This is a genomic window from Nonomuraea bangladeshensis, assembly GCF_039529455.1.
In the GTDB taxonomy this organism is placed as follows: domain Bacteria; phylum Actinomycetota; class Actinomycetes; order Streptosporangiales; family Streptosporangiaceae; genus Nonomuraea; species Nonomuraea bangladeshensis.
In genome coordinates, this window is record NZ_BAAAMV010000011.1 from 170,118 (window position 1) to 194,664 (window position 24,547).

Genomic DNA, 24,547 nt, shown 5'->3' on the forward strand with positions numbered 1-24,547 from the left:
AACGGGTTGTGCAGGACGTTCACCACGATCATGGTGAGGAGATGACTGCACGACCGTCCGCCTCGTTTCAAGGATTCCCGCCCGAGGCGCGCCTGCTGATCGTCAACGCCGACGACTTCGGACTCCACCCCGAGGTCAACGAGGCCGTCATCCGGTCGATCGAGGACGGCCTCGCCGCCTCGTGCAGCCTCATGACGCCCTGCCCGGGCGCGGCGCACGCGATGGCGCTGCTGCGCGACCGGCCGGAGATCCCGTTCGGCGTCCATCTGACGCTGGTGTGCGAGCAGCCGGGCCGCCCGTGGGGCCCGCTCGCCCCGCGGGCGCTGATCCCGTCGCTGCTGGACGCCGCCGGCGGGTTCCCCTCCTTCGAGGACGCTCCCGGCGTGCTGGCTCGCGCCCGCCTGGACGAGATCGAGATCGAGTTCCGGGCGCAGCTGCGCGCCGTGCTGGACGCGGGACTGGAGCCTTCGCACCTGGACTGGCACTGCCTGGCCGACGGGGGGCGTCAGGACGTGTTCGAGCTGACTCTGGAGCTGGCCGACGAGCACGGCCTGGCGGTGCGGGCCTGGCTGGAGCCGTCGCGGGAGCTGCTGCGCGCCCGCGGGCTGCCCGCGCTCGACCACGACTTCCTGGACAGCTTCGCCCTGGACGTCGAGGGCAGGGCCGAGGCGTACGCCCGCGCGCTGCGCGAGCTGCCGCCCGGCCTGAGCGAGTGGGCGGTGCACCCCGGCCTCGGCGGGCCCGCGTCACAGGCCGCCGACCCCGACGGGTGGCGGGTGCGCAGCGGCGACCACGAGTTCCTGACCTCGCCGCGGGCTCGCGAACTGCTGCGACAGGAAGGGATCACCGTGCTCGGCTACGGCGAGATCCGCCGCGCCTGGGCGGAACGGCGCTGAGGGCGTCAGAGAGCCCTTACCGGGCCTGAACCGGACAGCGCGCTGAGGACGGCACAGAGCCCTTACCGGGCCTGAACCGGACAGCGCGCTGAGGGCGTCAGTGAGCCCCCGCCGAGGCGGGGATCGGGGCCGTGTCGGTGGCGAGCTCGGCTGCCGGTTCGCCGGGCACCGCGCCCAGCGACAGCCCCGCGGCGGGCTCGTTGTGCAGGACCATGATCAGGAGTGTGGAGACCAGCGTGGCGATGAGCACCCAGCTGACCAGGATGATGACCGTCGAGCGGCGCGGCCGGCGCCAGGCGCCGGGCTGCCCCTGTGACCTGGCCTCGCTGCGACGGACTCGTTCGTTGAACGACTCGAGCCGTGCGACGAGTCGCGGATCATCCTCGACGAGGTACTGCTCGATCTGGGCGAGCATCCGCTCCTCGTCCTGCGACCAGGCCATACGTGCACCTCCGGAACGCAAGCTCTGTGGCCTCTTCCTGCCCAACCATGAAGATCATTAGCCACGGCCTGACCAGGTAATTGCACCCTCTTTTCGGTTTGCGATCAAGCTCGAACTTTTGTTCTAATCATGGCATGCGCTGGGACAACCTGCGCCTGACCGCCGATGGTGAGGCCGATCCGTCCGTCCCGCTGTTCGCTCGCGGAGCGGTCACGCGGACGTTCGACACGCCCGAGTTCCAGGGCATGACCTTCTACGAGATCCAGGCCCGCTCGATCGTCAACCGCGTGCCGGCCGCCAGTCGCGTGCCGTTCGAGTACACGATCAACCCCTATCGCGGCTGCAGCCATCGATGTGTTTACTGTTTTGCCCGGAAAACGCACGAATATCTTGATCTGGATTCCGGGGCGGACTTCGACTCCAAGATCGTGGTCAAGGTCAACGCCGCCGAGCTGGCCCGCAGGGAGCTGTCCTCGCCGCGCTGGGGCGGCCACCACATCGCCATGGGCACCAACGTCGACTGCTACCAGCGCGCCGAGGGCCGCTACCGCCTGATGCCCGGCATCCTGACCGCGCTGCGCGAGGCCGCCAACCCGTTCTCCATCCTCACCAAGGGCACGCTGATCCTGCGCGACCTCGACCTGCTCGCCGAGGCGGCCGAGGTCACCGAGGTGAGCGCCGCCGTCTCGGCCGGGTTCGTCGATCCGGAGGCCTGGCGGGCGGTCGAGGCGGGCGCGCCCCACCCGATGCGCCGCCTTGAGGTCTGCCGCACGCTCAACGACCACGGCATCGCGTGCGGGGTGCTGATGGCGCCGGTCCTCCCCTACCTCACCGACTCCCCCGCCCAGCTCGAACGCACCGTCAAGGCGGTCGCCGAGGCGGGCGCCACCTACGTCACGCCCATGGTGCTGCACCTGCGGCCGGGGGCCCGCGAGTGGTGGCTGCGCTGGCTCGCCCGCGAGCACCCGCGCCTGGTGCCGCGCTACCTGGAGCTCTACGGGCGCGGCGCCTATGCGCCCAAGGCCTACCAGGCGCGGATCACGGCGCAGGTGCGCGAGCTGGCGGAGCGCTACGGCGTCGGCCGCGGCGTCCCGGCGTCGGCCCGCCGCCGGCTCCGCCCGGCCCCGCAGCACGGCCCAGGGCAGGGCCCGCAGCACGGCCCGGAGCACGGCCTGGGGCAGGACTCGCCGCCTGAGCAGCTTCGGCTGCTGTGAGGGCGCATATAGGCGGCATGTCGGGTTTCGTGCACAAATGGGTAGCAATGAGCTTGGTGCACGAATCATCGCGTGCGCTCTGTCCGTACAGGGGGGATTCCAATGGCAGACACGAAGAAGAAACCTGCCACGAAGTCGGGCAAGTCGAAGAAGCAGGCCATCAAGACGAGCCGGCAGGCCAAGGAGACGAAGAAAGAAACCAGGAAGGGCTCCGACGAGAGCTGATCTATGGTGACATGATCGGACAGCCGGGAGCCCGGCTCCCGGCTGTCGCATCGACCGTGGAGCTGCCGCGATGTCCGCCTACCTGCGCTTCCCTTCCGTGTTCCAGGACGTCGTGGTGTTCGCCGCCGAGGACGACCTGTGGATGGTCTCCGCCCAGGGCGGCCGGGCCTTCCGCCTCACCGCCGGGCTGGCCGAGGCCGGCTATCCGCGCATCTCCCCCCGTGGCGACCAGCTCGCCTTCGTCGGCCGCGAGGAGGGCCCCGAGGAGGTCTACGTCATGCCGGCGTCCGGCGGCGCGGCCCGCCGGGTGACCTTCCACGGCGCGCGCTGCACGGTGACCGGCTGGGACCCCGAGGGCCGCATCCTCTACGCCAGCGACCAGTCCCAGCCGTTCGAGGGACGCAAGTGGCTGCACCAGGTGGCGCCGGGCGAGGTGCCGGAGCGGCTGCCGTACGGTCCCGCGAACTCCATCGCCCACGGCCCTGGCGGCATGATCGTGCTCGGCCGCAACACCGCCGATCCGGCCCGCTGGAAGCGCTACCGGGGCGGCACGGTCGGCGACCTGTGGATCGACCCCACCGGCGCGGGCGAGTTCCGGCGGCTGATCCGGCTGCCGGGCAACCTCGCCTCCCCCTGCTGGAGCGGCGGGCGGGTGTGCTTCATCAGCGACCACGAGGGCGTCGGCAACGTCTACTCGTGCCTGCCCGACGGCGGCGACCTGCGCAAGCTCACCCATCACGACGACTACTACGCCCGCAACCTGTCCGGCGACGGTCACCGGCTGGTCTACCACGCGGGCGCCGACCTCTACCTGCTGGAGCCCGGCGAACGGCCGCGCCGGCTGGAGGTGGCGCTGGCCAGCTCGCGCACCCAGCGCAACCGGCGCTTCGTCGAGGCGGCCGACTACCTGGAGAGCGCCACGCTCAGCCCGGACGGCAGCGCGCTGGCGATCACCGCGCGCGGCAAGGCGTACACGATGGCCGGCTGGGAGGGCCCCGTACGCCGGCAGGGCGCCGAGGACGGCGTCCGCTACCGTTTCCTGACCTGGCTCAACGACGGCGTACGGCTGATCGCGGCGGCCAGCGACGACGACGACGAGGAGCGGCTGGTCGTCCTGGAGAGCGGAGAGGGCGGCCCCGGCACGGAGGTCGCCCGGCTGGGCCGGATCACCGCGCTGGTGCCCGACCCGGCGCACGACCGGGTGGCCGTGGTCAACCACCGCTACGAGCTGCACCTGCTCGACCTCGCCACGGGCCGCTGCGACCTGGTGGAGGCCAACCCGTACGGCTCGCCGGAGGACCCCGCCTGGTCGCCCGACGGCTCGTGGCTCGCCTACGCCGCCCCGCTCAACGCCCAGACCACCGCGATCAAGCTGCACCATCCGGAGAGCGGGCGGACGGTGCAGGCGACCGAGCCGGTGCTGATCGACTCGATGCCGGCCTTCGACCCCGAGGGCCGCTACCTCTACTTCATCGGCCAGCGGACCTTCTCCCCCGTCTACGACCAGCTCCAGTTCGACCTGGGCTTCCCGCTCGGCACCCGCCCGTACGTGGTGGCGCTGCGCGCCGACGTGCCGGACCCGTTCGTGCCGCGCCAGCGTCCCCTGGAGCGGAAGGACGACGACGAGGACGGGGACGAGGACGAGGAGGGCGGCGAGGAGCGGCCGGAGGCGCTGCGCGTGGACGTGGACGGCCTGGCCCGCCGGGTCACCGCCTTCCCGCTCCCCGAGGGCCGCTACGAGCGGGTGGCCGGGCTGAAGGGCAAGGCGCTCGTCCTCACCAGCCCGGTGGAGGGCGACAACGTCCTGCACCTGTACGACTTCGCCAAGAACGACAACGAGACCTTCGCCGAGGGCGTCACGGACTTCGAGCTGGGCCGCGACCACAGGACGCTGCTGTACCGGACCGGCTCGCGGCTGCGCGTGGTCAAGGCGGGCGAGGTGCCGGGCCACGACGACGACCGGCCGGGGCGCGAGAGCGGCTGGATCGACCTGTCGCGGATCAAGGTGTCGGTGTGCCCGGAGGCCGAGTGGCGGCAGATGTTCCGCGAGGCGTGGCGGCTGCAGCGGGAGAACTTCTGGACCGAGGACATGGCGGGGGTGGACTGGCCGGCCGTGTACGACCGCTACCAGCCGCTGGTGGACCGGGTGACGACCCGGGGCGAGTTCTCCGACCTGCTGTGGGAGCTGCACGGCGAGCTGGCCACCAGCCACGCCTACGAGAGCGGCGGCGAGTACCGCCCCGGCCCCGACTACACGCAGGGCAAGCTGGGCGTGGACTGGGAGCGCCGCGACGGCGTCTACCACATCGCCTCCCTCGTCACCGGCGACCCGTGGGACCCGAAGGCGACCTCGCCGCTCAACCGGCTCGGCCTCGACGTACGCCCCGGCGACGCGGTGCTGGCCATCGACGGCGCGCCCATCGGCGACGGCGTCGCGACCCCGAACGAGCGCCTGGTCAACCAGGCCGGCGAGGAGGTCGAGCTGACCCTGCGGCGCGGCGAGAAGGTGTTCGCGGTCACCGTGCGGACCCTGGCCGACGAGCAGCCGGCCCGCTACCGCGACTGGGTCAACCTCAACCGGGCCCGCTGCCACCAGCGCTCCGGCGGCCGGGTCGGCTACCTGCACGTGCCCGACATGGGGCCGGACGGGTTCGGCGAGTTCCACCGGGGGTTCCTCGCCGAGCACGACCGGCACGCGCTCGTCGTGGACGTGCGCTTCAACGGCGGCGGTCACGTCTCGGCGCTGCTGCTGGAGAAGCTGGCCCGGCGCCGGCTCGGCTACGACTACCCGCGGTGGGGGGCGGCGGAGCCGTACCCGCCGGAGTCGCCGCGCGGGCCGCTGGTCGCCATCGCCAACGAGTGGGCGGGCTCCGACGGCGACATCTTCAGCCACACCTTCAAGCTGCTGAAGCTGGGGCCGCTGGTGGGCAAACGCACCTGGGGCGGCGTCATCGGCATCTGGCCGCGCCACCAGCTCGCCGACGGCACGGTGACGACGCAGCCGGAGTTCTCCTTCGCCTTCGACGACGTCGGCTGGCAGGTCGAGAACTACGGCACCGATCCCGACATCGAAGTGGACATCACCCCGCAGGACTACGCGCGCGGCGTGGACACCCAGCTCGAACGGGCCATCGACGTGGCGTTGGAACTGCTGACCGAGCATCCCCCGCACACGCCCGATCCGCGGCATCGGCCGCGTATGCAACCTTAGTCACCCCTGCGGCGTCTAATGATCATAGGTGAGGAAAGCACACCGGGGCTGACAGTGCTTCCCGCTCACGCAAGACCGCTCAGGTGAACGCCGGCCGGCGCAGGTGCGACACGACCTCGCGCACGGCCGTGAAGTGTTGTTGATCGCTTTCTCGTTCTCAAGGGGGACCCGTACGGTGCGCGCACTCGCACGCAAGGGCAGATCGGCCGCGCTGCGGCTCTATCGGGGGTACAACCGGCGCAAGGCGCGGAGCGCGCCGCCCCCCTCGACGCAGCGGATCCACATCCTGCTGCTGCACGCCCACGGCATGGGCGGCACGATCAGGACCGTGTTCAACCTGGCCGGCTACCTGGCCGAGGAGCACGACGTGGAGATCGTGAGCATCCTGAAGGAGGCCGAGGAGCCGTTCTTCCCCATCGATCCCCGGGTGCGTTTCCGCTTCCTGGACGACCGGCTGCGGCCGAGCCGCAACCCGCTGCGCGCGCTGCTGTCGAAGCGGCCGAGCCGGTTGATCCCCCAGGAGGAGTCGGCCTACCACCGCTTCAACATGTGGACCGACCTGCAGCTCGCCCGCTACATCCGGTCGCTCGACACCGGCGTGCTCATGGGCACCCGTCCGGGGCTCAACCTCGTGATGGCCCAGTTAGCCCTGCCGGGGGTGATCACGATCGGGCAGGAGCACGTGGCGCTGCGCACGCAGCCCGAGCCGGTGCAGAAGCTCATCAAGTGGCGCTACCGCCGCCTCGACGCCCTCGTCACCCTCACCAGGGCCGACCTGAACGACTACCGCGAGGCGCTGCCGAAGAAGCCGCGCAAACTCACCCGCATCCCCAACGCCGTGCCGCCGATGTCCGGCGACCCGTCGAAGCTGGACGCCAAGGTCGCCGTCGCGGTCGGCCGCATGACCCGGATCAAGGGCTTCCACCGGCTGATCACCGCCTGGGAGACCGTCGCCGCCGCCCACCCCGACTGGAAGCTGCGCATCTTCGGCGCCGGACCGCAGGAGGACAACCTGCGGGCGCAGATCGCCGAGGCGGGGCTGCAGGACAAGGTCGAGCTGCCGGGGCCGACCACCGACGTCGGTGCCGAGCTGGAGAAGGCGTCGGTGTACGTGATGAGCTCGCGCCACGAGGGCTTCCCCATGACGGTCCTGGAGGCCATGGCCAAGGGGCTGGCGATCGTCAGCTTCAACAGCCCGCACGGCCCCAAGGAGATGATCAAGAACGAGGTGGACGGGCTGCTGATCAAGCCGCGGACGAACGCCAACCTCGCGGCCGGCATCATCCGGGTCATCGAGGACGAGCAGCTCCGCCGCGACCTGGGCGCGGGCGCGCTGGAGAAGGCGGAGACGTACAGCGTGGAGGCGGTCGGGCGCAAGTGGGACGCGCTGCTGGCCGAGCTGCTGGCCCGCCGCGACGGCACCTACGTCCCACGTACGGCCCAGCCGCCCGCCGAGCCGCCCACCGAGCCGCCCGCCGAACCATCCGTCCCGGAGGCCCCTGCGCAGGCCGTCGCCGCGCCGCGCGCCCGGCTCACGGTGGTGCCGGTCACTCCCGAGGTCACGCCCTGATCCCGGTCTGGGGTGGGGCCATGGCCGATCCCCGGGAGAGCGGCGTGGTCGTCCTCGACGCCAAGGGTTGCGGGCGCCCGCCCACCCCGTCGGCTGCACGCGCTGTCGCTGCTGCCGCTCGGCGTGCTGGCCAGGCTGGTCGCGGGCGGCGCCACAGTCGCGGCGGCGGTCGCGGCGGCCGGGCTGGCGCCGGTGCTGGTGGCCTGCGGCGTGGTCTACGGGCTGACCACCACGCTCGCGGGGCCGCACCCGGCCGCCCGCGACATGGACTGCCTCCGCGGCCAGGGCCCGCCCGCCTCCGACGCCGTCCCGGAGCCGTCCGGGAGCCCATGAGGCCGCAGGTGCCTGAGCCCGTGAGGCCGCCGGCTCAGGCACGCGCAGTCCAGGCACGCGCGGTCCAGCGCAGGTTCAGGCGGCGGTCCAGACCTGCGCGGTCCGGCGCGGGTTCAGGCGGCGGCTCAGGTGCGGTCGGCGGTCAGCGGGGCGCGGAGCAGCATCGCGGCCACCTCGGGGCCCAGGATCGGGTCGTCGCGGAAGGCCGCCACGATCGCCGCGCGCAACGCCTCCCTGCCGTCCCCGGTCGCCCTCGCCGCCCGTTCGATGAGCGCTCGGGTGTGGGCGTCGCCCCGGCCGAACACCCGCTGCAGCACCCGCGTGCCGAGGGCGACCGGGGTGCCGGCGGCCGACTCCCTGGTCCTGGCCAGCACGCTCACGCCGTAGGCGTCGATGGCGAGGGTGGCGAAGGGCATGACGTCGTCGGCGACGTCCACCGGCAAGTGCCGCGAATTCCGCATAAGACCCTCCCCTGAGGTCTGTAGGCGATGGTAGCCCGCCGACCGCCACAGGCGAGGGCATACCCTGTCGAATGTGCCTGCCCCGTACCTCACCCTCACCGCCCCCGTCGAGCACGAGACCGAGGTGCGGCGCTCGCGCTTCATCTGCGCGGTCGCGCCCGCGCGCAGCGTGGAGGAGGCGGCGGCGTTCATCGCCGGGCGGCGGCGCGAGCACGCCGGCGCCACCCACAACTGCACGGCCTATGTCATCGGGCAGCGCGTCCAGAAGGGCGACGACGACGGCGAGCCGGGCGGCACCGCGGGCACGCCCATGGTGCAGGCGCTGGTCGGGCGCGGCTACAGCGACGTGGTGGCGGTGGTGACGCGCTACTTCGGGGGCGTGCTGCTCGGCGCGGGCGGGCTGGTGCGCGCCTACGGCTCGGCGGTGACCGAGACCCTCGACCGGGCCGAGCCGGTGCGGATGGTGCCGGCCAGGCGGGTGCGCGTGGCGGTGGCGCACGACCAGGCCGGCCGGGTGGAGAACGACCTGCGCGCCTCGCGGTACGCGGTCGAGGACGTCGCCTACGCCGCCCAGGTCACCTTCAGCGTGGCGGTGGGCGAGGACGAGGTGGCGGCGTTCGGCGAATGGGTGGCGACGCTGACGGCGGGCCGTGCCCGGGTGAGCGTCGGCGAGGATGTGCACGTCCCCGCCTGACGCGTCCTATCCCTCCAGGGCGTACTGCATGACGCGGAACTTGGCCTGCGCCTCGGCCAGCTCGGCGGCCGGGTCGGAGTCGCCCATGATGCCGCAGCCGGCGAACAGCCGGGCCCGCCGCCCGCGTACGAGCCCCGAGCGCAGCGCGATGCCCCACTCGCCGTCGCCGTTGGCGTCGATCCAGCCGACCGGCCCCGCGTAGCCGGCGCGGTCCATGCCCTCCAGCTCACGGATGATCTTGGACGCCAGGTCGGTCGGGGTGCCGCCGACGGCCGCCGTCGGGTGCATGGCGGCGACCACGTCGAGCACCGACGCCCCGTCCGCGAGCCGCCCGGTGACGTGGCTGGCGAGGTGCTGGACGTTGGGCAGCACGAGCAGTTCGGGCTCGTCGGGCGTCTCCAGCGACGAGCAGAGCGGACCCAGCGCGGTGCGTACGGAGGCGATCGCGCACTCGTGCTCGTGCCGGTCCTTGGCGGAGGCGAGCAGCGCGGTGCCGCGGGCGAGGTCGTCGGCGGGACCGGTGCCGCGCGCGGTCGTGCCGGCCAGCACCAGCGACTCGATCTCCTGGCCGGTGCGCCGGATGAGCAGCTCGGGCGTGGCGCCGACCAGCCCCGCGACGGAGAACGTGTAGCACTCGGGGTAGCGGCCGGCCAGCCGCGACAGCAGCAGCCGCACGTCGATGGCCCGCTCGGCGGTGGCGACCAGGTCGCGGGCGAGCACGACCTTCTCCAGCTCGCCGTCGCGGATGCGGGCGGCGGCGCGGGCCACCACGTGCTCCCACTCGGGCGCGGTGAGGCTGCCGTCGCCGTAGCTGATGCGGCCGGGGTCGAGCACCGGCGTGACGGTCTCCAGTGGCGCGTCGCCGATCGTGGTCAGCCAGGCGCGGCCGTCGCGGCGGGCCAGCACGGCCTGCGGCACGACGAGCACCGAGCCGTGCGCGTCCTCGTCGAAGGTGAAGCTGCCGAAGGCGACCGGGCCGGTGCCCGGCCCTCCCGCTCCGGGGACCCCGGCCCCGCCGAGCACGTCGGCCAGCCACTCGCGGGCCCAGGCGAAACGGCCCGAGCCCGGAGGCACGGCGACGCGGGCCGCCTCACCCCATCCGACGATCCCTTCGCCGTTCCTGATCCAGGCGTACGGCGACGACCTGGGCAGGGAGGCCAGCAGGTCGCCGGGATCGCCGACCGGTGTGGTGCGAACCGGCAGCGGGCGGGTTGTTCCGAGCGCGACACTCACTCAAGACATGCTATGCGTCACCTGAACATGTTCGACTCTGACCCCCGTGAATGCCACGTTAAGGCAAGCAAATCCGGAAAAAAGCGGAACGGTTGGGGGGCGGGGCCGACCGGCCGGCCTTCGGGCTGTCAAGCCGCCATATGAAGTCGGTCCCGAAACGGCAGACCTGCCCGGACGCGATGGCCGGGGCCTGCCCGGCTCTCTACCTTTGGGGCCATGATCGGTCGCCTGGCCCCTGTTCTCGCCGCTGCTAGTGTCCTCACCGGTACGGTCACGGCTCCGGCCGCCGCCGCGACCTCCACCTCCTTCGCCGAGCCGGTCCCCGAGGTCATGGCCGCCCTCGGCGACTCCATCTCCACCGGCTTCAACGCCTGCGGCTGGTACGTCTCCTGCACCTCGCGCTCGTGGTCGGCGGGCGACCACGCCTCCGTCTCCAGCCACTACCAGCGCCTGTCGAAGCTGTCTGGAACGCTCCAGGGCCACAACCTCAACTTCGCCGCCCCCGGCGCGACCAGCGCCGACCTGCTCGGCCAGGTGAACAAGGCGGTCGAGGCCAAGGCCGACTACGTGACCGTGCTCATCGGCGCCACCGACGCCTGCGTACGCACCGAGAAGGCCATGACCCCGGTCGCCACCTACCGGCAGCGCCTGGAGACCGCGCTGGACACGCTGCGCGCCGGGATGCCGACGGCCCGGGTGCTGTTCGCGAGCGTCCCCGACCTGCGGCGACTGTGGCAGGTCGGCAAGGACGACCCGGTGGCCCGTACGTTCTGGACGCTCGGCCGGGTCTGCCCGACGATGCTGGCCAACCCGTCGTCGACGAAGAAGGCCGACGCCGCGCGACGGGACCGGGTCCGCGCCCGGGTGATCGCCTACAACCGGGCCTCCGCCGAGGTCTGCGCCGCCTACGGCCCGCAGTGCCGCACCGACGGAGGGGCGGTCTTCTCCTTCCCGTTCACGCTGGAGCACGTCAGCAAGTGGGACTTCTTCCACCCGAGCGCGGCGGGCCAGCGGGCGCTGGCCGCGCAGACCTTCAAGAGCGGCTTCGACTGGATCGACCCCCGCTGATCGTCTGCCCCCTCATCGGCACTGGGCGAGCATCGCCCTCTTGTCCGCCGGGGTGACCGGGACGCCGTACTTCACGGCGACCTGGGCGAAGCGGGTGACGTACGCGCAGCGCACCCGCCGCTGCGGCGGCAGCCAGCCCGACGGCCCGGCGGCGTCCTTCTCCTCGTTCGCGGCGCCGTACACCGGCAGCAGGTTGAGCGGGTCGTTGGCGAAGTCGAGCCGCTTCGACATCGGCCAGCGCCGCGCGCCCATGCGCCAGCCGTAGTTCAGCGGCACCACGTGGTCGACCTGCACCTCGTCCGCGCGGTTCTTCCGCCAGCGGATGACCCGGCCGGTGTAGGGGTCCTCCAGCGTGAGCGACACGACCTCGCAACGCGAGCCGGCGCGGTACTTCACGTTCCTGCCGTCGCGGGCCAGCAGGTCGTCGCGGGTGCGGCAGCCGTTCCCCGCGTACGGCACGCCGGGCGCGGTGTCGGCCCAGTTCTCGCCGTAGCGGGTGCGTTCGTAGCCGGCGTTGGGGCCGAGCCCCCGGGTGCGCAGCCGCCGGATGAGGGCGCGTGCCTCGGCCTTGTCGGCGTCGGAGATGATGGGGGCCAGACCGGGTAAGGTGCCGCCGGTGTTGCCCAGCGGGCTGGCCGCCGTCGCCGGTGGTGTCCTGGCCGTGCCGACGAGGGAAACGACGATGATGGCTCCTGCGAGAAGGGCGAGGGCGTCCTTCGTGCTCAATCGGGCCTCCGAGCGCGCTTCCAGATCTCTAGAGAAATTCCCGGCTTGAGGTGTTCCGACACGGGAGGATTGTGTGACCGAACGCCCGATCGATCCTGACGTCGATCTCCACGTCCCGGCGCAGCGCGCCGAGCTGCACTGGCCGGTCCTGGCCGTCATCGCGGCCGGCGGGGCGCTCGGGGCGCTGGCCCGCCACGGCCTGCAGTCGGCGCTGCCGGCTCCGCCGGGCGGGTTCCCGTGGGCGACGTTCTGGGTCAACGTGTCGGGTTGCCTGCTCATCGGGGTGCTCATGGTGGTGATCACCGAGGTGCGGCCGGCGCACCGGCTCGTACGGCCGTTCCTCGGCGTGGGGGTGCTGGGCGGGTACACGACGTTCTCGACGTACGTCGTGGACGTGCGGCGGGTGGTCGAGGCGGGCGCACCGGTCGTCGGGCTGGCCTACCTGGCCGCCACGATGGCCGCGGCGCTGGCCGCCGTCGCCACCGGCATGTGGCTGACCCGGCGGGCCGCCGGGAGGCGGGCGGCGGCGGGATGACGCTGCTGCTCATCGTGGCCGGCGCGGCGGTCGGCGCGCCGCTGCGCTACCTCGCCGACCGGGCGGTGCAGGCCCGGCACGACACGGTCTTCCCCTGGGGGACGCTCGCCGTCAACGTGGCCGGGTCGGCGCTGCTGGGGTTCCTCGCCGCGCTGCCGGTGGACGGCGGGCTGATGGCGCTGGCCGGCACCGGGTTCTGCGGGGCGCTGACGACGTACTCGACGTTCGGCTACGAGACGGTGCGGCTGCTGGAGGTGGGCGCCCGCTTCCACGCCGTGGCCAACGCCGCCGCCGGCGTCGTCGCCGGGCTCGGCGCGGCCTACTGCGGCGCCGCCCTGGCCCAGGCGCTCTTGTGACGCGCTCACGGTTCGACCAGGACCTCGCGCAGCAGGTCGCGGGGCGGGCGGCGGCGCCACTCGCGCGGGTAGCCGAGCGAGACCTCCTCGAAGCGGACCCCGTCGTACCAGTTGACGCGCGGGATGTGCAGGTGGCCGTAGATCATCGCGGCCGTCGGGAAGCGCCGGTGCCAGTCGCGGGTGGCGGTGGTGCCGCACCACTGCGCGAACTCCGGGTACCACAGCACGTCCGTGGGCTCGCGGACGAGCGGGTAGTGGTTGACGAACACCAGCGGCACGCCGTCGTCGGCCGCCGCCAGCCGCCGCTCGGTCGCCGCCACCCGCACCCGGCACCACGCCTCCCTGCTCGGGTAGGGGTCCGGGTGCAGGAGGAACTCGTCGGTGCACACCACGCCGGTGCCGCGGGCGTACTCCAGCGCCTCTTCCTTGGAGTCGATGCCCGGCGGCAGGAACGTGTAGTCGTAGAGCAGGAACAGCGGCACGATCCGCACCGGCCCGCCCGGCCCCTCCCACAGCGGGTAGGGGTCCTCCGGCGTCAGGACGCCCAGCTCCCTGCACATCGCGACCAGGTGCTCGTAGCGGGCCACGCCCCGCAGCTCGGGCGGGTCGCCGCGCGGCGTCCACAGCTCGTGGTTGCCCGGCGTCCACACCACCCGCTCGAAGCGGCCCGCGAGCAGCCGCAGCGCCCAGCGGATGTCCTCCACGTTCTCGGCGACGTCCCCGGCCACCAGGAGCCAGTCGCCGGGCGCGGACGGTTTCAGCTCCTGGACGATGGCGCGGTTCTCGGCGTAGGAGACGTGCAGGTCACTGACCGCGAGCAGGCGGCCATCAGGGCGGGCGGGCAACGGGGGGCCTCCTTCCGGCTGTCACGAGCATGCCACGCGGACGCGCCTCTCCCCCACCCCTGCCGGTGTGAAGATCCGGCCGGGACCCCCTAGGGCCCCGGCCGGGAGCGGCGTAATAACGGGCCGCTCCGCAGCAGCTCGCGGCCGTTCCTCCTGATCCGGTAGGTCATGCGCGCAGCCAGGTCCGCAGCGCGCCGACGGCGAGGTCCATCGCGGCCCTGGCGGCGTTGGTGCCGCGCAGCGCGTCGAGCATGACGAAGTCGTGGATCATCCCGGCCAGCCGGACCGCCGTCACGTCCACGCCCGCCGCGCGCAGCCGGGCCGCGTACGCCTCGCCCTCGTCCCGCAGCACGTCGGCCTCGCCGTTGAGCACGATCGCGGGCGGCAGGCCGCGCAGCTCCTCGTCCGTGGCCCGCAGCGGCGAGGCGTGGCTCTCGGCCCGCTGCCCGGCGTCGGTCGTGTACTGGTCCCAGAACCACTTCATGCCGTCGCGGTTGAGGTAGTAGCCGGTCGCGAAGTCGTGGTAGGACTCGGTGTCGAAGCTCGCGTCGGTGACCGGGTAGAACAACGCCTGGCCGCGCAGCCGCACGTCGCCGCGTTCCTTGGCCATGAGGGCCAGCACGGCGGACATGTTGCCGCCGACCGAGTCGCCGGCGACGGCCATCCGCCCGGCGTCGAGGCCCTTCTCGCCGCCGTGCTCCGTCACCCATCGGGCGGCGGCGTAGTTCTGCTCGATCTGGGTCGGATACTTCGCCTCGGGGGCGCGGTCGTACTCGGGGAAGACCACGGCCGCCTCGCAGCGCACGGCCAGCTCGCGCACCAGGCGGTCGTGCGTGCGGGCCGAGCCGAACACCCAGCCCGCGCCGTGGATGTAGAGGATCACCGGCAGGGCGCCTGTGGCGCCCTTGGGCCTGACCAGGCGCACCGGCACGGTCCCGGTCGGGCCGCCCTCGACCTCGATCCACTCCTCGTCGATGTCCGGCTTGGGCACGCCGGACCCGGACTGGAGCTTCTCCAGCACCTCGCGGCCCTGCTCGGGCGGCAGCTCGTAGATGAAGGGCGGCTCGGAGGTCGCCTCGGCGAACTCCCGCGCCGCCTGTTCCAGCACGACCTTCCTGCTCACCGGCGACCTCCGGGCTCTCGCGCCTGCACCTTGCCCGGATGGTTGTGCCTCGCCCCGCCTCCAGGCACCCGCCGGGAACCGTCAATTCCCGCCCAAGAGCCTCACTCGCGCCGCAGCTCGTGCGCCAGCTCCTCCAGCTCCGCCCCGCCCGCCATGAGCGCCGTCAGCTCCTGCGGGGTGATGTCGGCCTTGGCGTACTCGCCCATGCCGGCGCCCCGGTTGAGCAGCAGGAACCGGTCGCCCACCGGGTGGGCATGGTGCGGGTTGTGGGTGATGAAGACCACGGCGAGCCCCCGGTCGCGGGCGCGGGCGATGTAGCGCAGCACCACCCCGGCCTGCTTGACGCCGAGCGCCGAGGTGGGCTCGTCGAGGATGAGCACGCGGGCGCCGAAGTGCACGGCCCGCGCGATCGCCACCGACTGCCGCTCCCCGCCGGACAGCGTGCCGACCGGCTGGTCCACGTCGCGGATGTCGATGCCCATGGCCCGCAGCTCCTCGCGGGCCACCCGGCGGGCCTTCGCCACGTCGAAGGCGAGGCCCTTGCGCGGCTCGGAGCCGAGGAAGAAGTTGCGCCACACCGACATGAGCGGGATCATCGCCAGGTCCTGGTAGACGGTGGCGATGCCGCGGTCGAGCGCGTCGCGCGGGCTCGACAGGCGCACCTCCTCGCCGTCCACGAGCAGCGCCCCCGTGTCGTGCTGGTGCACGCCGGACAGGATCTTGATGAGCGTCGACTTGCCGGCGCCGTTGTCGCCGAGCACGCACAGCACCTCCCCGGCGGCCACGCCCATCGACACCTCGCGCAGCGCCAGCACCGAGCCGAACCTCTTGCCGATGCCGCGGGTCTCCAGGATCAATGCCGCACCTCCTCGGCGTAGCGGCGCACCAGCCGGTTGGCCAGGGTGGCCAGCAGCAGCATCGCGCCCAGGAAGAACTTGAACCAGTCGGCGTCCCAGCCGAGGAAGACGATGCCCTTGTCGGCCATGCCGAAGATGACCGCGCCGATGGCGGCGCCGACGGCCGAGCCGTAGCCGCCGGTCAGCAGGCAGCCGCCGATGACCGCCGCGATGATGTAGATGAACTCCTGGCCGATGCCGATGTTGGCCTGGACCGAGGTGTAGCGCAGCGCCAGGATCGAGCCGACCAGCCAGGCGGCGAACGCCGTGGTCATGAACAGCGCGATCTTCGTCCGCGCGGCCGGCACGCCGACCGCCCGCGCCGCCCGCTCGTCGCCGCCGACTGCGAAGATCCAGTTGCCCGCGCGGGAGCGCATGAGCACCCACGTCGCCACCGCCGTCGCCAGCAGCCACCACAGGATCGCCACCCGGAACGAGGTGCCGCCGAGGTCGACGGTGCCGGCCAGCAGGGCGCTGGCGCCGTCGTACCCGTCGGCCCTGCGCAGCCCGCCGACCTGGACCGTCCCGGTGATGGCCTTGGTCACGCCGAGGTTGACGCCCTGGAGCATGAGGAACGTGCCGAGCGTGACGATGAAGCTGGGCAGCCGGGTGCGGGTCACGATCAGCCCGTTGGCGAACCCGACGGCCAGCGCCACCGCCAGCCCCGCCAGCATGGCGAGCCACACGTTGAGCCCGAACCTGGTGGCCAGCGTGACCAGGATGAGCCCGCTGGTGCCGGTCAGCACGCCCGCCGACAGGTCGAACTCGCCGCCGATCATGAGCAGCGCGACCGCGACCGCCATGATGCCGAGCGTGGCGGCCGGGTCGAGCCAGTTCGCGACGCCGGCCGGCGAGCGGAACACCGGCGACTGGGCGGCGAAGAACGCGAACACCAGCACCGCGCCGACCACCGCGCCCAGCTCGGGCCGGATGAGCAGGCGGCGGGCCAGGCCGACGCGGGCGATCCGCTCGTCGGCGGCCGCCGCGCTCGTCCGGCTCATCTGGTGCCCGCCTCCGCCAGCTTGGCGACCTGGTCGGCGTTGTCCTTGGTGACGAAGCCCGGCCCGGTGTTGACCGGCAGGCCGCCGCCCACGGTGTTGAGGTTGGTGGTGTAGAGGCGCAGGAACGTGATGGGCAGGTAGCCCTGGAGGTACTGCTGCTGGTCCACGGCGAACAGGACCTCGCCGGCCTTGATCGCGTCCACCACGTCGGCCGACAGGTCGAAGGTGGCCACCTTGGCCGTCGATCCCGAGTCCCTGACGGCGTCCCTGGCGGCCACGGCGACCGCCGGGTTGAGCGCCAGCACGCCGTTGACCTGCTTGTCCGACTGGAGCTTGGCGGTGACCTTGGACGTCACGTCGGCCAGGTTGCCGATGTCCACCTGGAGCCGTTCGACGGCGCCGCCGAGGGTCTCCTCGGCGCCCTTGCAGCGCTGGTCGAGGCCGACGTTGCCGGCCTCGTGGATGACGCACAGCAGCTTGGTGACGCCGGCCGCCTTGAGCTGCTCGCCCGCGCCGCGCCCGGCCACGTCCTCGGACTGCCCGACGTGGGTGAGCGCGCCGAACGCCTTGGAGGAGTCGGCCCCCGAGTTGATCGTCACCACCGGGATCTTCGCGGCGACGGCCTTGCCGATCGCCTCCTTCAGCGCGTCGGGGTTGGCCATGGAGACCACGAGGCCGTCCACCTTCTCGGCGACGGCCTGGTCGATGAGCTGGGACTGCTTGGCGGGGTCGCCGTCGCCCTGGTAGGTGACGGTGACGCCGTACTGCTCGCCGGCGGCCTCGGCGCCGTTCTTGACCACGTCCCAGAAGGCGTCGCCGGCGCCGCCGTGGGTGATGACGGCGTACTTGCCGCCGCTCTTGGCCGGGGATCCGGCCGCCGGAGCGCTGCTCGGCGCGCTCTGCCCGGACGGGGACGAGCAGCCCGTGAGGGCGAGGGCTCCTAACAGTGCCAGCACGATCGGGGTACGTCTCACGAGGACACCTCCAAGACCAACAGGCTTGGCCCGGTTCTACCTCAGTGTCAACGTGTCGTATAGACAATAGGACAGACGTACTTGCAGAACGGAAGACTACGTTCCCTATAATGCGAGCATGACCAGGGCACCCATGAGCGGCCGCAAGGCACAGGCCGCGCGGAACGACGAGCTGATCCTCCAGGCGGCGCGGGCGGTCTTCACCGCCGACCCCGGCGCCCCCATCGCGGCCGTCGCCGAGAAGGCGGGCGTCGGCATCAGCGCGCTCTACCGCCGCTATCCCAGCAAGGAGGCCCTGCTGCAGAAACTGTGCGGCGACGGGCTGAAACTCTACATCGAGGTCACCGAGCGGGCGCTGGCCGAGGAGGGCGACCCGTGGGAGGCGTTCGCCGGCTACCTGCGCGGCATCGTCGACGCCGACACCAACTCGCTGACGATCAGGCTGGCCGGGACGTTCCAGCCGACGGAGGCGCTGGGCCGCGACGCGATGCGGGCGGGAGCCCTGGCCACCGAGATCCACCGGCGCACGGTGGAGGCGGGCGTGCTGCGCCCCGACCTCACCACCGCCGACATCGCGCTGCTGCTGGAGCAGATCGCCTCCATCCGGGTGGGCGACGAGCGGCGGATCTCCGAGCTGCGCCACCGCTACCTCGCCCTGATGATGGACGCGCTGCGCCTGCCGCCGGCCCGCCGCGAGCTGCCCGGCCCCGCGGCGACGGACGAGGAGCTGTCCTCCCGCTGGTGGACCGGCTCCTGAGCCGGGTCAGACCTCGGCGGCGAGGTGGCGGGCCAGCGCGACCGTACGGCGGGCGCGGGCCAGCACCGGCGCGTCCACGAACCGGCCGTCCGGCAGCGCCACCGCCCCGAGCCCCGCCCCTTCGGCGCGCTCGGCCGCCGCGACGATCTCCTCGGCCCTCGCGACCTCCTCCTCCCCCGGCCGGAAGGCCCGCCGGATCACCGGGATCTGCCGGGGGTGGATCGCGGTCCGGCCGAACAGGCCCGTCGCGCGCCCGGCCCGGCAGGAGGCGGCGAGCCCGTCCTCGTCCCTGACGTCGGGATACACCGACATCGGCACCGGCGGCAGCCCGGCCGCCGCCGCCGCGAGCACCGCCTGGAGCCGCAGGTGGTTCATGGCGGCCTCGTCGGTGATCGACAGCTCGGCGGCGAGGTCCTGCTCGCCGAGCGCGATCCCGGCGACGGCCGGATGCGCGGCGACGGCCGCCGCGCGCAGGATCCCGGCCGCCGACTCCAGCAGCGGGTACGCCCGCCCGTCCGCGATCCCGTCGAGCACGGCGGGGTCCTCGACCTTCGGCAGCCGTACGCCGTCGGCCAGGCCGCCGACCGCCTCCAGGTCCGCCCGGCCCCGGGCCGTGGTGAGGTCGTTGACCCGGACGTGTACGGCGGCGCCGGCCGGGGGCCGCTCGCGCAGGTAGGCGACGGCGTTGGCGCGGGCCTCGTCCTTGCGGGCGGGCACGACCGCGTCCTCCAGGTCGATGATGACCACGTCGGCCCCGGACGCGGCCGCCTTGGCGAACCGTTCAGGCCGGTCGCCGGGGACGTACAGCCAGGTCACCGGCGGGATCACGCGATCACCCCGGCCTCGCGCAGCTCGGCCAGACGCTCGCGGGAGTAGTCGAGCTCGGTCAGCACCTCGTCGGTGTCCCTGCCGAGCGGACGCCCCGGCCAGCGGATCTCGCCCGGGGTGTCCGACAGGCGGAACATGACGTTCTGCATGGTGACACTGCCCAGCTCCTCGTCGGGCAGCTCGACGAACGTGCCGAGCGCCTCGTACTGCGGGTCCCGCGCGATGTCGGTGACGTCGTAGATGGGCGCGACCGCGGCCTGCGCCTCCTCGAAGCGGGCGATCACCTCGGCGGCGTCGCGCTCGGCGATCCAGGAGGCGACGGCCTCGTCCAGCTCGTCCACGTGCTGGACGCGGCCCTGCCCGGTGGCGAACCACGGCTGCTCGACCAGGTCGGGCCGGCCGACGAGGGTGACCACCCGCTCGGCGATCGGCTGCGCGCTGGTGGAGATGGCCAGCCAGCGACCGTCGCGGGTGCGGTAGGTGTTGCGGGGGGCGTTGCTGCTGGAGCGGTTGCCGGTGCGCCGCGGCACCACGCCGAGCGCCTTATACGCGGTCATCTGCGGCCCCAGCAGGGCCATGATCGGCTCGATGATGGCCAGGTCGATCACCTGGCCGCGCCCGGTGCGCTCGCGGGCGTGCAGGGCCAGCATGATCGCGTACGACATGGCGAGGCCCGCGATGCCGTCGGCGAGGGCGAGGGGCGGCAGCGTGGGCGGGCCGTCGGGCTGGCCGGTCATGGCCGCGAAGCCGCTCATCGCCTCGGCCAGCGTGCCGAACCCCGGCTGCCGCGCCATCGGCCCCTGCTGCCCGAACCCGGTCATCCTGGCCACGATCAGCCGGGGGTTGAGCTTCAGCAGGTCCTCGGGGTCGAGGTCCCAGCGTTCGAGCGTGCCGGGGCGGAAGTTCTCGATCAGCACGTCGGAGCGCTCGCACAGGCGGCGCAGGATCTCCTGGCCCTCGGCGCGCGACAGGTCGACGGCGGCGGTGCGCTTGTTGCGCGCGAGCGTCTTCCACCACAGGCCGACGCCGCCGGCCGACGCGCCGTGGCCGCGCGACGGGTCGCCGCGCCGGGGGTGCTCGATCTTGATCACGTCGGCGCCGAAGTCGCCGAGCATCATCGCGGCGGAGGGACCGGCGAACAGCGTCGCCGCGTCGATGACCCGCAGGTCGCCGAGGATCGTCATGGTTTGCAAGTTATAAGAAATATGTCATAGGTCAATTCGACGAGAACGTACGGGACACTGGACGACATGTCAGCGCTGGAGCCGCGGCCCCCCGTCAGCAAGGCCGAATACGTCTACAACACGCTGCTCGACGACATCCGCAACGCGCGCATCCCCGGCGGGACCGCGCTGCGGGCCGGCGAGGTGGCCAGGCGGCTCGGCGTGTCGGTCACGCCGGTGCGCGAGGCGCTGCGCAGGCTGGAGAAGGACCGCCTCATCAGGTACGAGGCGCACCACGGGGCGACCGTGGTGGACCTCGGCGAGGAGGCGCTGGCGGAGTACTACGGCCTGCGCGCGGTCGTCGAAGGGCTCGGCGCCCGGCTCGCCGCCGCCCGCGTCACGGCCGAGGAGCTGGCCGAGCTGCGCGAGCTGCACACCGCCATGGTCGAGGACGCCGCGCGCGGCCGGAGCGACCGCCTGGGCGAGCAGAGCCTCCGCTTCCACCTGCGCATCGTGGACATCGGCGGGCCGGCGTTCCTCGGCGCGCACGCGCGGGCGGTGCGCAACAGCGTCCCCGTGCCGGCGGAGGCGTCGCTGTGGCTGGCGCGGGACCAGGTCCAGGCCCAGCTCGACGCGCACGAGGCCATCCTGGAAGCCCTCGCGGCGGGCGACGGCGACGCGGCCGAGCGCGTCATGATCGAGCACGTCCGGCACGCGGGCGCCTTCCGCGCCCGGACCACCTGACCCGCCACCCCTTTGCAAGGGGGGTGAGCGGTGATGCACGATGCCACTCTGGTGCTGTACCCGCCGATCGCGAAGGGCCGTAATCGTGGCGGACACGTGGATCCTGCATCCGGACTACCGGACTCCCCCGGTCCCCACGGGCTCAGGCATCGCCCCCGGCCCCTGGCGGCACCCCGAGGGCGGCCACATCATGAACGGCACCTACCAGCGCCCCCTGCCCGAGCGGCGGATCGAGGTCGTCACGGTCTGGTACGGCTACCCGCTCAGCCACTGGCGCGGCCCCCGCATGCCGCGCTTCAGCAGCCCGCTCGTGTCGGCGTGGAACCCCGTGCTCGCCCAGGGCCTGACGGTCGACCCCGCCGCGCCGGTGCCGTACCGGGACGAGCTGTGGTGCGACCGGTGGATCGCCGAGGCCCTGCTGTACGGGCGCAAGCCGTACGGGGCGTTCACGCTGCCCGTGGAGGAGGCGCTGCGCTGGTTCGACGCGAGCGGCGGCAGCGGCCTGGTCTACCGGGCCGAGCTGACCGGAGAGCTGGTCCGGGTCGTGGCGGGCACCGCCGCGCGCTACGCCCTGCTGTTCGACCTCGACTCGCTCATCGCCGACTACCTGGAGGCGCTGCCGCCGGAGCTGGCCGAGCCGGAGGCTGCGGCGCTCGACGAGCACCGGCGTGACTCCCTCGCCGTCCGCTACGTGCTCACCGACGACGCCGAGACCCGCTTCGCCCGCGCGCCGCTGTCGGTGCGCGGCCTGACCCTGGGCTACCCGCCGCACGAGACCGCCGAGCGCATCGCCGCCTCGGCCGCGCCAGGGCCGCGCCCGGTATCGTCGGGGCCATGATCAACGGGGTTCTGTTCGACCTGGACGGCACGTTGCTGGACCACCGGGCGGCCGCCGACGCCGCGATCGCGGACTGGCTCGCGGCGCGTTTCCCCGGCCATCCGCGCCAGGCCGAGGCGCCCGCGTTGTGGGCCGCGCTGGAGGGCCCGTACCTCGCGCGCTGGCAGGCGGGCGAGTGCACGGTGCAGGAGCAGCGCCACCTGCGCCTGCGCGCCCTGTGCCGGGAGCTCGACGTGCCCGAGCCCGGCCCGGACGACCTCGACGCGGCCTACGCCGACTTCGCCGCCCGCTACCGGCGCAGCTGGACCGCCTTCCCTGACGCGGCGGCGGCGGTGGCCGCGCTGGCCGGGCCCTCGGGGCCGGCGCTCGGCGTGCTGACGAACGGCACGCAGCCGATGCAGGAGGCGAAGGTCCGCGCGATCGGCCTGGCCGGGCCGCTGCGTACGGTGCTGACCGGCGAGGTGCTGGACGGGCACTACAAGCCGTCGCCGGCCGCCTACACCGGCGCCGCCGCGGCCCTCGGGCTGGCGACCGAGGAGGTGCTGCTGGTGGGCGACGACATCGTGCGGGACGTGACGGCCCCGGCGGTCACCGGCATGCGCTCGGTCTGGCTCGACCGGCTCGGCGTGGAGGAGGCGCCCGCCGGCTTCCCACGCATCACCACGCTGGCCGAGCTCCCCGCCCTCGTCGCGTCACTCCGCTGAGGAGAGGGCGCTGAGGAGGGGCCGGGCGCGCCGGACGGTCAGAGCCCGCCGGACGGTCAGGGCGGTCAGAGCGCGGCGGACGGTCAGGGCGCGGCGGACGGTCAGGGCGGTCAGGGCGCGGCGCGGCGCGGGCGGCTGCTCACCTCGGCCAGGGCGGAGCCGGCCAGGTCGAAGCCGCCGACGTGCGCCAGGTAGTCGCCCTTGGCCAGGGGGTCGCCCAGATAGACGCCACCCGCCTGTCGCACCAGCAGCGCCCCGGCGGCCACGTCCCAGGGGCTGGACAAGGTGCCGTAGGTGGCGTCGGACCAGCCGGCCGCGACGTGCGCCAGGTTGAGCGCCGCGCTGCCCGGCCGCCGGATGGTGGCGAACGAGCGCAGGAGACGCCCGTAACGCAGCAGCGCCTCATCCCCCTCGGCGTCGAGGTCGCCCGGCTGCGGGTAGGAGCACAGCAGCATGGCCTCGCGGTCGCGGGTCGCGCCCCGGCTGCGGATCGGCTCGCCGTTGCACCAGGCGCCCTCGGTGCTCGCGGTGAACGCGTCGTCGCGCACCGGGTCGTAGACCACGCCCGCCACCAGCTCGCCGTGCACGGCGGCGGCGATCGAGACGCAGAAGAAGGGCAGGCCGGCGGCGAAGTTGGCGGTGCCGTCGATCGGGTCGACGTACCAGACGAGGTCGCCGGAGCCGGTGGCCCCGCCCTCCTCGCCGACGACGGCGCTGCCAGGGGCGCGTGCCTCGATGACCGCGCGGATCTCCTCCTCGGCGGCCCGGTCGTGCTCGGTGACGGGGTCGTGGAAGTCGCGTTTGGTGTCCACCTCGGGCCGGGACCGGAACGCCTCGCGCAACCGGGGGCCGACGGACCTGGCCGCCTCGGCGGCGGTGTCGAGCAACTCTGTCGCATCCATCGTCCCCACCCTAACGTGCCGATCGTTTGTCATGACATTCTGACCTCGGTTAAGCTGATCAGCATGACCGCGAATCTGGCGATCGACCTGGATCGATCCAGCCCCGTGCCGCTCTATTTCCAGGTGGCCGAGCAGATCGCCGAGGCCATCCGGCGAGGCGACCTGCCTCCTGGCTCGCGGCTGGACAACGAGATCCTGCTGGCCGACCGGCTCGGCCTGTCGCGGCCCACGATCCGCCAGGCGATCCAATACCTCGTGGACAAGGGCCTGCTGGTCCGCAAGCGGGGCGTCGGCACGCAGGTGGTGCACGGCCAGGTCAAGCGCTCGGTCGAGCTGACCAGCCTCTACGACGACCTGCGCCGCGCCGGCCAGGAGCCGGCCACGCAGGTGCTGGCGCTGGAGCCGCGCACGGCCGACGAGGACGTCGCCGCCGTGCTCGGCGTCGAGCCGGGCTCGGACATCCTCTACCTGGAGCGGCTGCGCTTCGCGGCCAGCGAGCCGCTGGCCGTGCTGCACAACTGGCTGCCGCCGGGCCTCGCCCAGCTCACCCGCGCCGACCTGCAGACCCGCGGCCTGTACGAGCTGCTGCGCGGCGCGGGCGTGCGCATGCGGGTGGCCAACCAGCGCATCGGGGCCCGCGCCGCCTCCCAGGCCGAGGCGCGGCTGCTGGCCGAGCGCCGCGGCGCCCCTCTGCTCACCATGGTCCGCACCACCTACGACGACCAGGGCCGGGCGGTCGAGCACGGCTCGCACGTCTACCGCGCCTCGCACTACTCCCTGGAGGTCACGCTCATCGAGCGGTGAGCAG

At 73.1% G+C, this 24,547-nt stretch carries 27 protein-coding genes; 15 read left to right on the forward strand and 12 right to left on the reverse strand.

All coding sequences use genetic code 11. The annotated features are described in order from the left end of the window. Positions 1 to 41: 41 nt before the first annotated feature. Positions 42 to 896: a polysaccharide deacetylase family protein gene (locus ABD292_RS35905; RefSeq protein WP_344215382.1), complete on the forward strand. Its 855-nt coding sequence runs from the start codon at positions 42 to 44 to the stop codon at positions 894 to 896. Between the two features lie 97 nt (positions 897 to 993). Here ABD292_RS35905 and ABD292_RS35910 read toward each other — a convergent pair whose 3' ends face one another. After that, positions 994 to 1,338, reverse strand: a complete 345-nt coding sequence (locus tag ABD292_RS35910; RefSeq protein WP_344215384.1) for a DUF3040 domain-containing protein — start codon at positions 1,336 to 1,338, stop codon at positions 994 to 996. A gap of 134 nt (positions 1,339 to 1,472) precedes the next feature. Between ABD292_RS35910 and ABD292_RS35915 the strand changes: the two genes are divergently transcribed. The 5 genes from ABD292_RS35915 to ABD292_RS35935 all read left to right on the forward strand — a co-directional run bounded on the left by ABD292_RS35915 (position 1,473) and on the right by ABD292_RS35935 (position 7,891). After that, positions 1,473 to 2,552 carry an Rv2578c family radical SAM protein gene (locus tag ABD292_RS35915; protein ID WP_344215386.1) on the forward strand — a complete coding sequence of 360 codons (1,080 nt, stop codon included), beginning with the start codon at positions 1,473 to 1,475 and terminating at the stop codon, positions 2,550 to 2,552. Between the two features lie 102 nt (positions 2,553 to 2,654). Continuing rightward, positions 2,655 to 2,777 (forward strand): hypothetical protein, encoded by a 123-nt coding sequence (locus ABD292_RS35920; RefSeq protein WP_281249613.1) that lies wholly within the window; start codon positions 2,655 to 2,657, stop codon positions 2,775 to 2,777. 70 nt (positions 2,778 to 2,847) lie between these two features. Beyond that, positions 2,848 to 5,988: a S41 family peptidase gene (locus ABD292_RS35925; protein ID WP_344215390.1), complete on the forward strand. Its 3,141-nt coding sequence runs from the start codon at positions 2,848 to 2,850 to the stop codon at positions 5,986 to 5,988. 175 nt (positions 5,989 to 6,163) lie between these two features. Further along, a complete protein-coding gene (locus tag ABD292_RS35930; RefSeq protein WP_344215392.1) occupies positions 6,164 to 7,558 on the forward strand; it encodes a glycosyltransferase family 4 protein in 1,395 nt (464 codons plus the stop codon). A 12-nt stretch (positions 7,559 to 7,570) separates the two neighbouring features. Next, a complete protein-coding gene (locus tag ABD292_RS35935; protein WP_344215394.1) occupies positions 7,571 to 7,891 on the forward strand; it encodes a hypothetical protein in 321 nt (106 codons plus the stop codon). A gap of 125 nt (positions 7,892 to 8,016) precedes the next feature. Here the strand turns inward: ABD292_RS35935 and ABD292_RS35940 are convergent, their stop codons facing one another. After that, positions 8,017 to 8,352 (reverse strand): hypothetical protein, encoded by a 336-nt coding sequence (locus ABD292_RS35940; RefSeq protein WP_344215396.1) that lies wholly within the window; start codon positions 8,350 to 8,352, stop codon positions 8,017 to 8,019. Positions 8,353 to 8,425: 73 nt separating this feature from the next. On the opposite strand from ABD292_RS35940, the gene ABD292_RS35945 reads away from it, so the two are divergent. Further along, positions 8,426 to 9,046 (forward strand): YigZ family protein, encoded by a 621-nt coding sequence (locus tag ABD292_RS35945; RefSeq protein ID WP_344215398.1) that lies wholly within the window; start codon positions 8,426 to 8,428, stop codon positions 9,044 to 9,046. 6 nt (positions 9,047 to 9,052) lie between these two features. Here the strand turns inward: ABD292_RS35945 and ABD292_RS35950 are convergent, their stop codons facing one another. After that, positions 9,053 to 10,279, reverse strand: a complete 1,227-nt coding sequence (locus tag ABD292_RS35950; RefSeq protein ID WP_344215400.1) for an isochorismate synthase — start codon at positions 10,277 to 10,279, stop codon at positions 9,053 to 9,055. Between the two features lie 216 nt (positions 10,280 to 10,495). On the opposite strand from ABD292_RS35950, the gene ABD292_RS35955 reads away from it, so the two are divergent. After that, positions 10,496 to 11,347, forward strand: a complete 852-nt coding sequence (locus ABD292_RS35955) for a GDSL-type esterase/lipase family protein (RefSeq protein ID WP_344215402.1) — start codon at positions 10,496 to 10,498, stop codon at positions 11,345 to 11,347. Between the two features lie 12 nt (positions 11,348 to 11,359). Here the strand turns inward: ABD292_RS35955 and ABD292_RS35960 are convergent, their stop codons facing one another. After that, positions 11,360 to 12,073, reverse strand: a complete 714-nt coding sequence (locus ABD292_RS35960) for an HNH endonuclease family protein (RefSeq protein ID WP_344215404.1) — start codon at positions 12,071 to 12,073, stop codon at positions 11,360 to 11,362. A 73-nt stretch (positions 12,074 to 12,146) separates the two neighbouring features. On the opposite strand from ABD292_RS35960, the gene ABD292_RS35965 reads away from it, so the two are divergent. Together ABD292_RS35965 and ABD292_RS35970 are read left to right on the forward strand one after the other, a co-directional pair. After that, entirely contained in the window at positions 12,147 to 12,608 is a 462-nt protein-coding gene (locus ABD292_RS35965; protein WP_344215407.1) for a FluC/FEX family fluoride channel, read from the forward strand. Next, entirely contained in the window at positions 12,605 to 12,964 is a 360-nt protein-coding gene (locus ABD292_RS35970; RefSeq protein ID WP_344215412.1) for a fluoride efflux transporter FluC, read from the forward strand. The genes ABD292_RS35965 and ABD292_RS35970 overlap by 4 nt, the downstream gene beginning before the upstream one ends. Before the next feature lie 5 nt (positions 12,965 to 12,969). Here the strand turns inward: ABD292_RS35970 and ABD292_RS35975 are convergent, their stop codons facing one another. The 5 genes from ABD292_RS35975 to ABD292_RS35995 form a co-directional block, all read right to left on the reverse strand. Beyond that, positions 12,970 to 13,809 (reverse strand): metallophosphoesterase family protein, encoded by an 840-nt coding sequence (locus tag ABD292_RS35975; RefSeq protein WP_344215415.1) that lies wholly within the window; start codon positions 13,807 to 13,809, stop codon positions 12,970 to 12,972. Between the two features lie 166 nt (positions 13,810 to 13,975). Further along, positions 13,976 to 14,932, reverse strand: a complete 957-nt coding sequence (locus tag ABD292_RS35980) for an alpha/beta hydrolase (RefSeq protein WP_344215417.1) — start codon at positions 14,930 to 14,932, stop codon at positions 13,976 to 13,978. Positions 14,933 to 15,033: 101 nt separating this feature from the next. Continuing rightward, on the reverse strand, positions 15,034 to 15,789 hold the full coding sequence (locus tag ABD292_RS35985; RefSeq protein ID WP_344215419.1) for an ATP-binding cassette domain-containing protein: 756 nt from the start codon (positions 15,787 to 15,789) through the stop codon (positions 15,034 to 15,036). Next, positions 15,786 to 16,829, reverse strand: coding sequence for an ABC transporter permease (locus ABD292_RS35990; protein WP_344215421.1), 1,044 nt, complete (start codon positions 16,827 to 16,829; stop codon positions 15,786 to 15,788). Before ABD292_RS35990 ends, ABD292_RS35985 begins: the two co-directional genes overlap by 4 nt. Further along, positions 16,826 to 17,803 (reverse strand): sugar ABC transporter substrate-binding protein, encoded by a 978-nt coding sequence (locus ABD292_RS35995; protein WP_344215423.1) that lies wholly within the window; start codon positions 17,801 to 17,803, stop codon positions 16,826 to 16,828. Before ABD292_RS35995 ends, ABD292_RS35990 begins: the two co-directional genes overlap by 4 nt. A gap of 118 nt (positions 17,804 to 17,921) precedes the next feature. On the opposite strand from ABD292_RS35995, the gene ABD292_RS36000 reads away from it, so the two are divergent. Beyond that, positions 17,922 to 18,560 (forward strand): TetR/AcrR family transcriptional regulator, encoded by a 639-nt coding sequence (locus ABD292_RS36000; RefSeq protein WP_344215425.1) that lies wholly within the window; start codon positions 17,922 to 17,924, stop codon positions 18,558 to 18,560. A gap of 6 nt (positions 18,561 to 18,566) precedes the next feature. Here the strand turns inward: ABD292_RS36000 and ABD292_RS36005 are convergent, their stop codons facing one another. Continuing rightward, complete coding sequence (locus ABD292_RS36005; protein ID WP_344215427.1) at positions 18,567 to 19,388, reverse strand: HpcH/HpaI aldolase/citrate lyase family protein; 822 nt, start codon at positions 19,386 to 19,388, stop codon at positions 18,567 to 18,569. Then, complete coding sequence (locus tag ABD292_RS36010; protein WP_344215429.1) at positions 19,385 to 20,572, reverse strand: CaiB/BaiF CoA transferase family protein; 1,188 nt, start codon at positions 20,570 to 20,572, stop codon at positions 19,385 to 19,387. Before ABD292_RS36010 ends, ABD292_RS36005 begins: the two co-directional genes overlap by 4 nt. Before the next feature lie 66 nt (positions 20,573 to 20,638). On the opposite strand from ABD292_RS36010, the gene ABD292_RS36015 reads away from it, so the two are divergent. From ABD292_RS36015 to ABD292_RS36025, 3 genes are all read left to right on the forward strand, one after another. Then, a complete protein-coding gene (locus ABD292_RS36015; protein ID WP_344215431.1) occupies positions 20,639 to 21,295 on the forward strand; it encodes a GntR family transcriptional regulator in 657 nt (218 codons plus the stop codon). Between the two features lie 85 nt (positions 21,296 to 21,380). Continuing rightward, on the forward strand, positions 21,381 to 22,133 hold the full coding sequence (locus tag ABD292_RS36020; protein WP_344215433.1) for a hypothetical protein: 753 nt from the start codon (positions 21,381 to 21,383) through the stop codon (positions 22,131 to 22,133). After that, positions 22,130 to 22,837, forward strand: a complete 708-nt coding sequence (locus tag ABD292_RS36025; RefSeq protein WP_344215435.1) for an HAD family hydrolase — start codon at positions 22,130 to 22,132, stop codon at positions 22,835 to 22,837. Before ABD292_RS36020 ends, ABD292_RS36025 begins: the two co-directional genes overlap by 4 nt. Positions 22,838 to 22,947: 110 nt before the next feature. On the opposite strand, the gene ABD292_RS36030 is transcribed toward ABD292_RS36025, so the two are convergent. Further along, a complete protein-coding gene (locus ABD292_RS36030; RefSeq protein ID WP_344215438.1) occupies positions 22,948 to 23,739 on the reverse strand; it encodes an inositol monophosphatase family protein in 792 nt (263 codons plus the stop codon). Positions 23,740 to 23,802: 63 nt separating this feature from the next. On the opposite strand from ABD292_RS36030, the gene ABD292_RS36035 reads away from it, so the two are divergent. Next, on the forward strand, positions 23,803 to 24,543 hold the full coding sequence (locus tag ABD292_RS36035; protein WP_344215440.1) for a GntR family transcriptional regulator: 741 nt from the start codon (positions 23,803 to 23,805) through the stop codon (positions 24,541 to 24,543). The last annotated feature ends 4 nt before the right edge of the window (positions 24,544 to 24,547 follow it).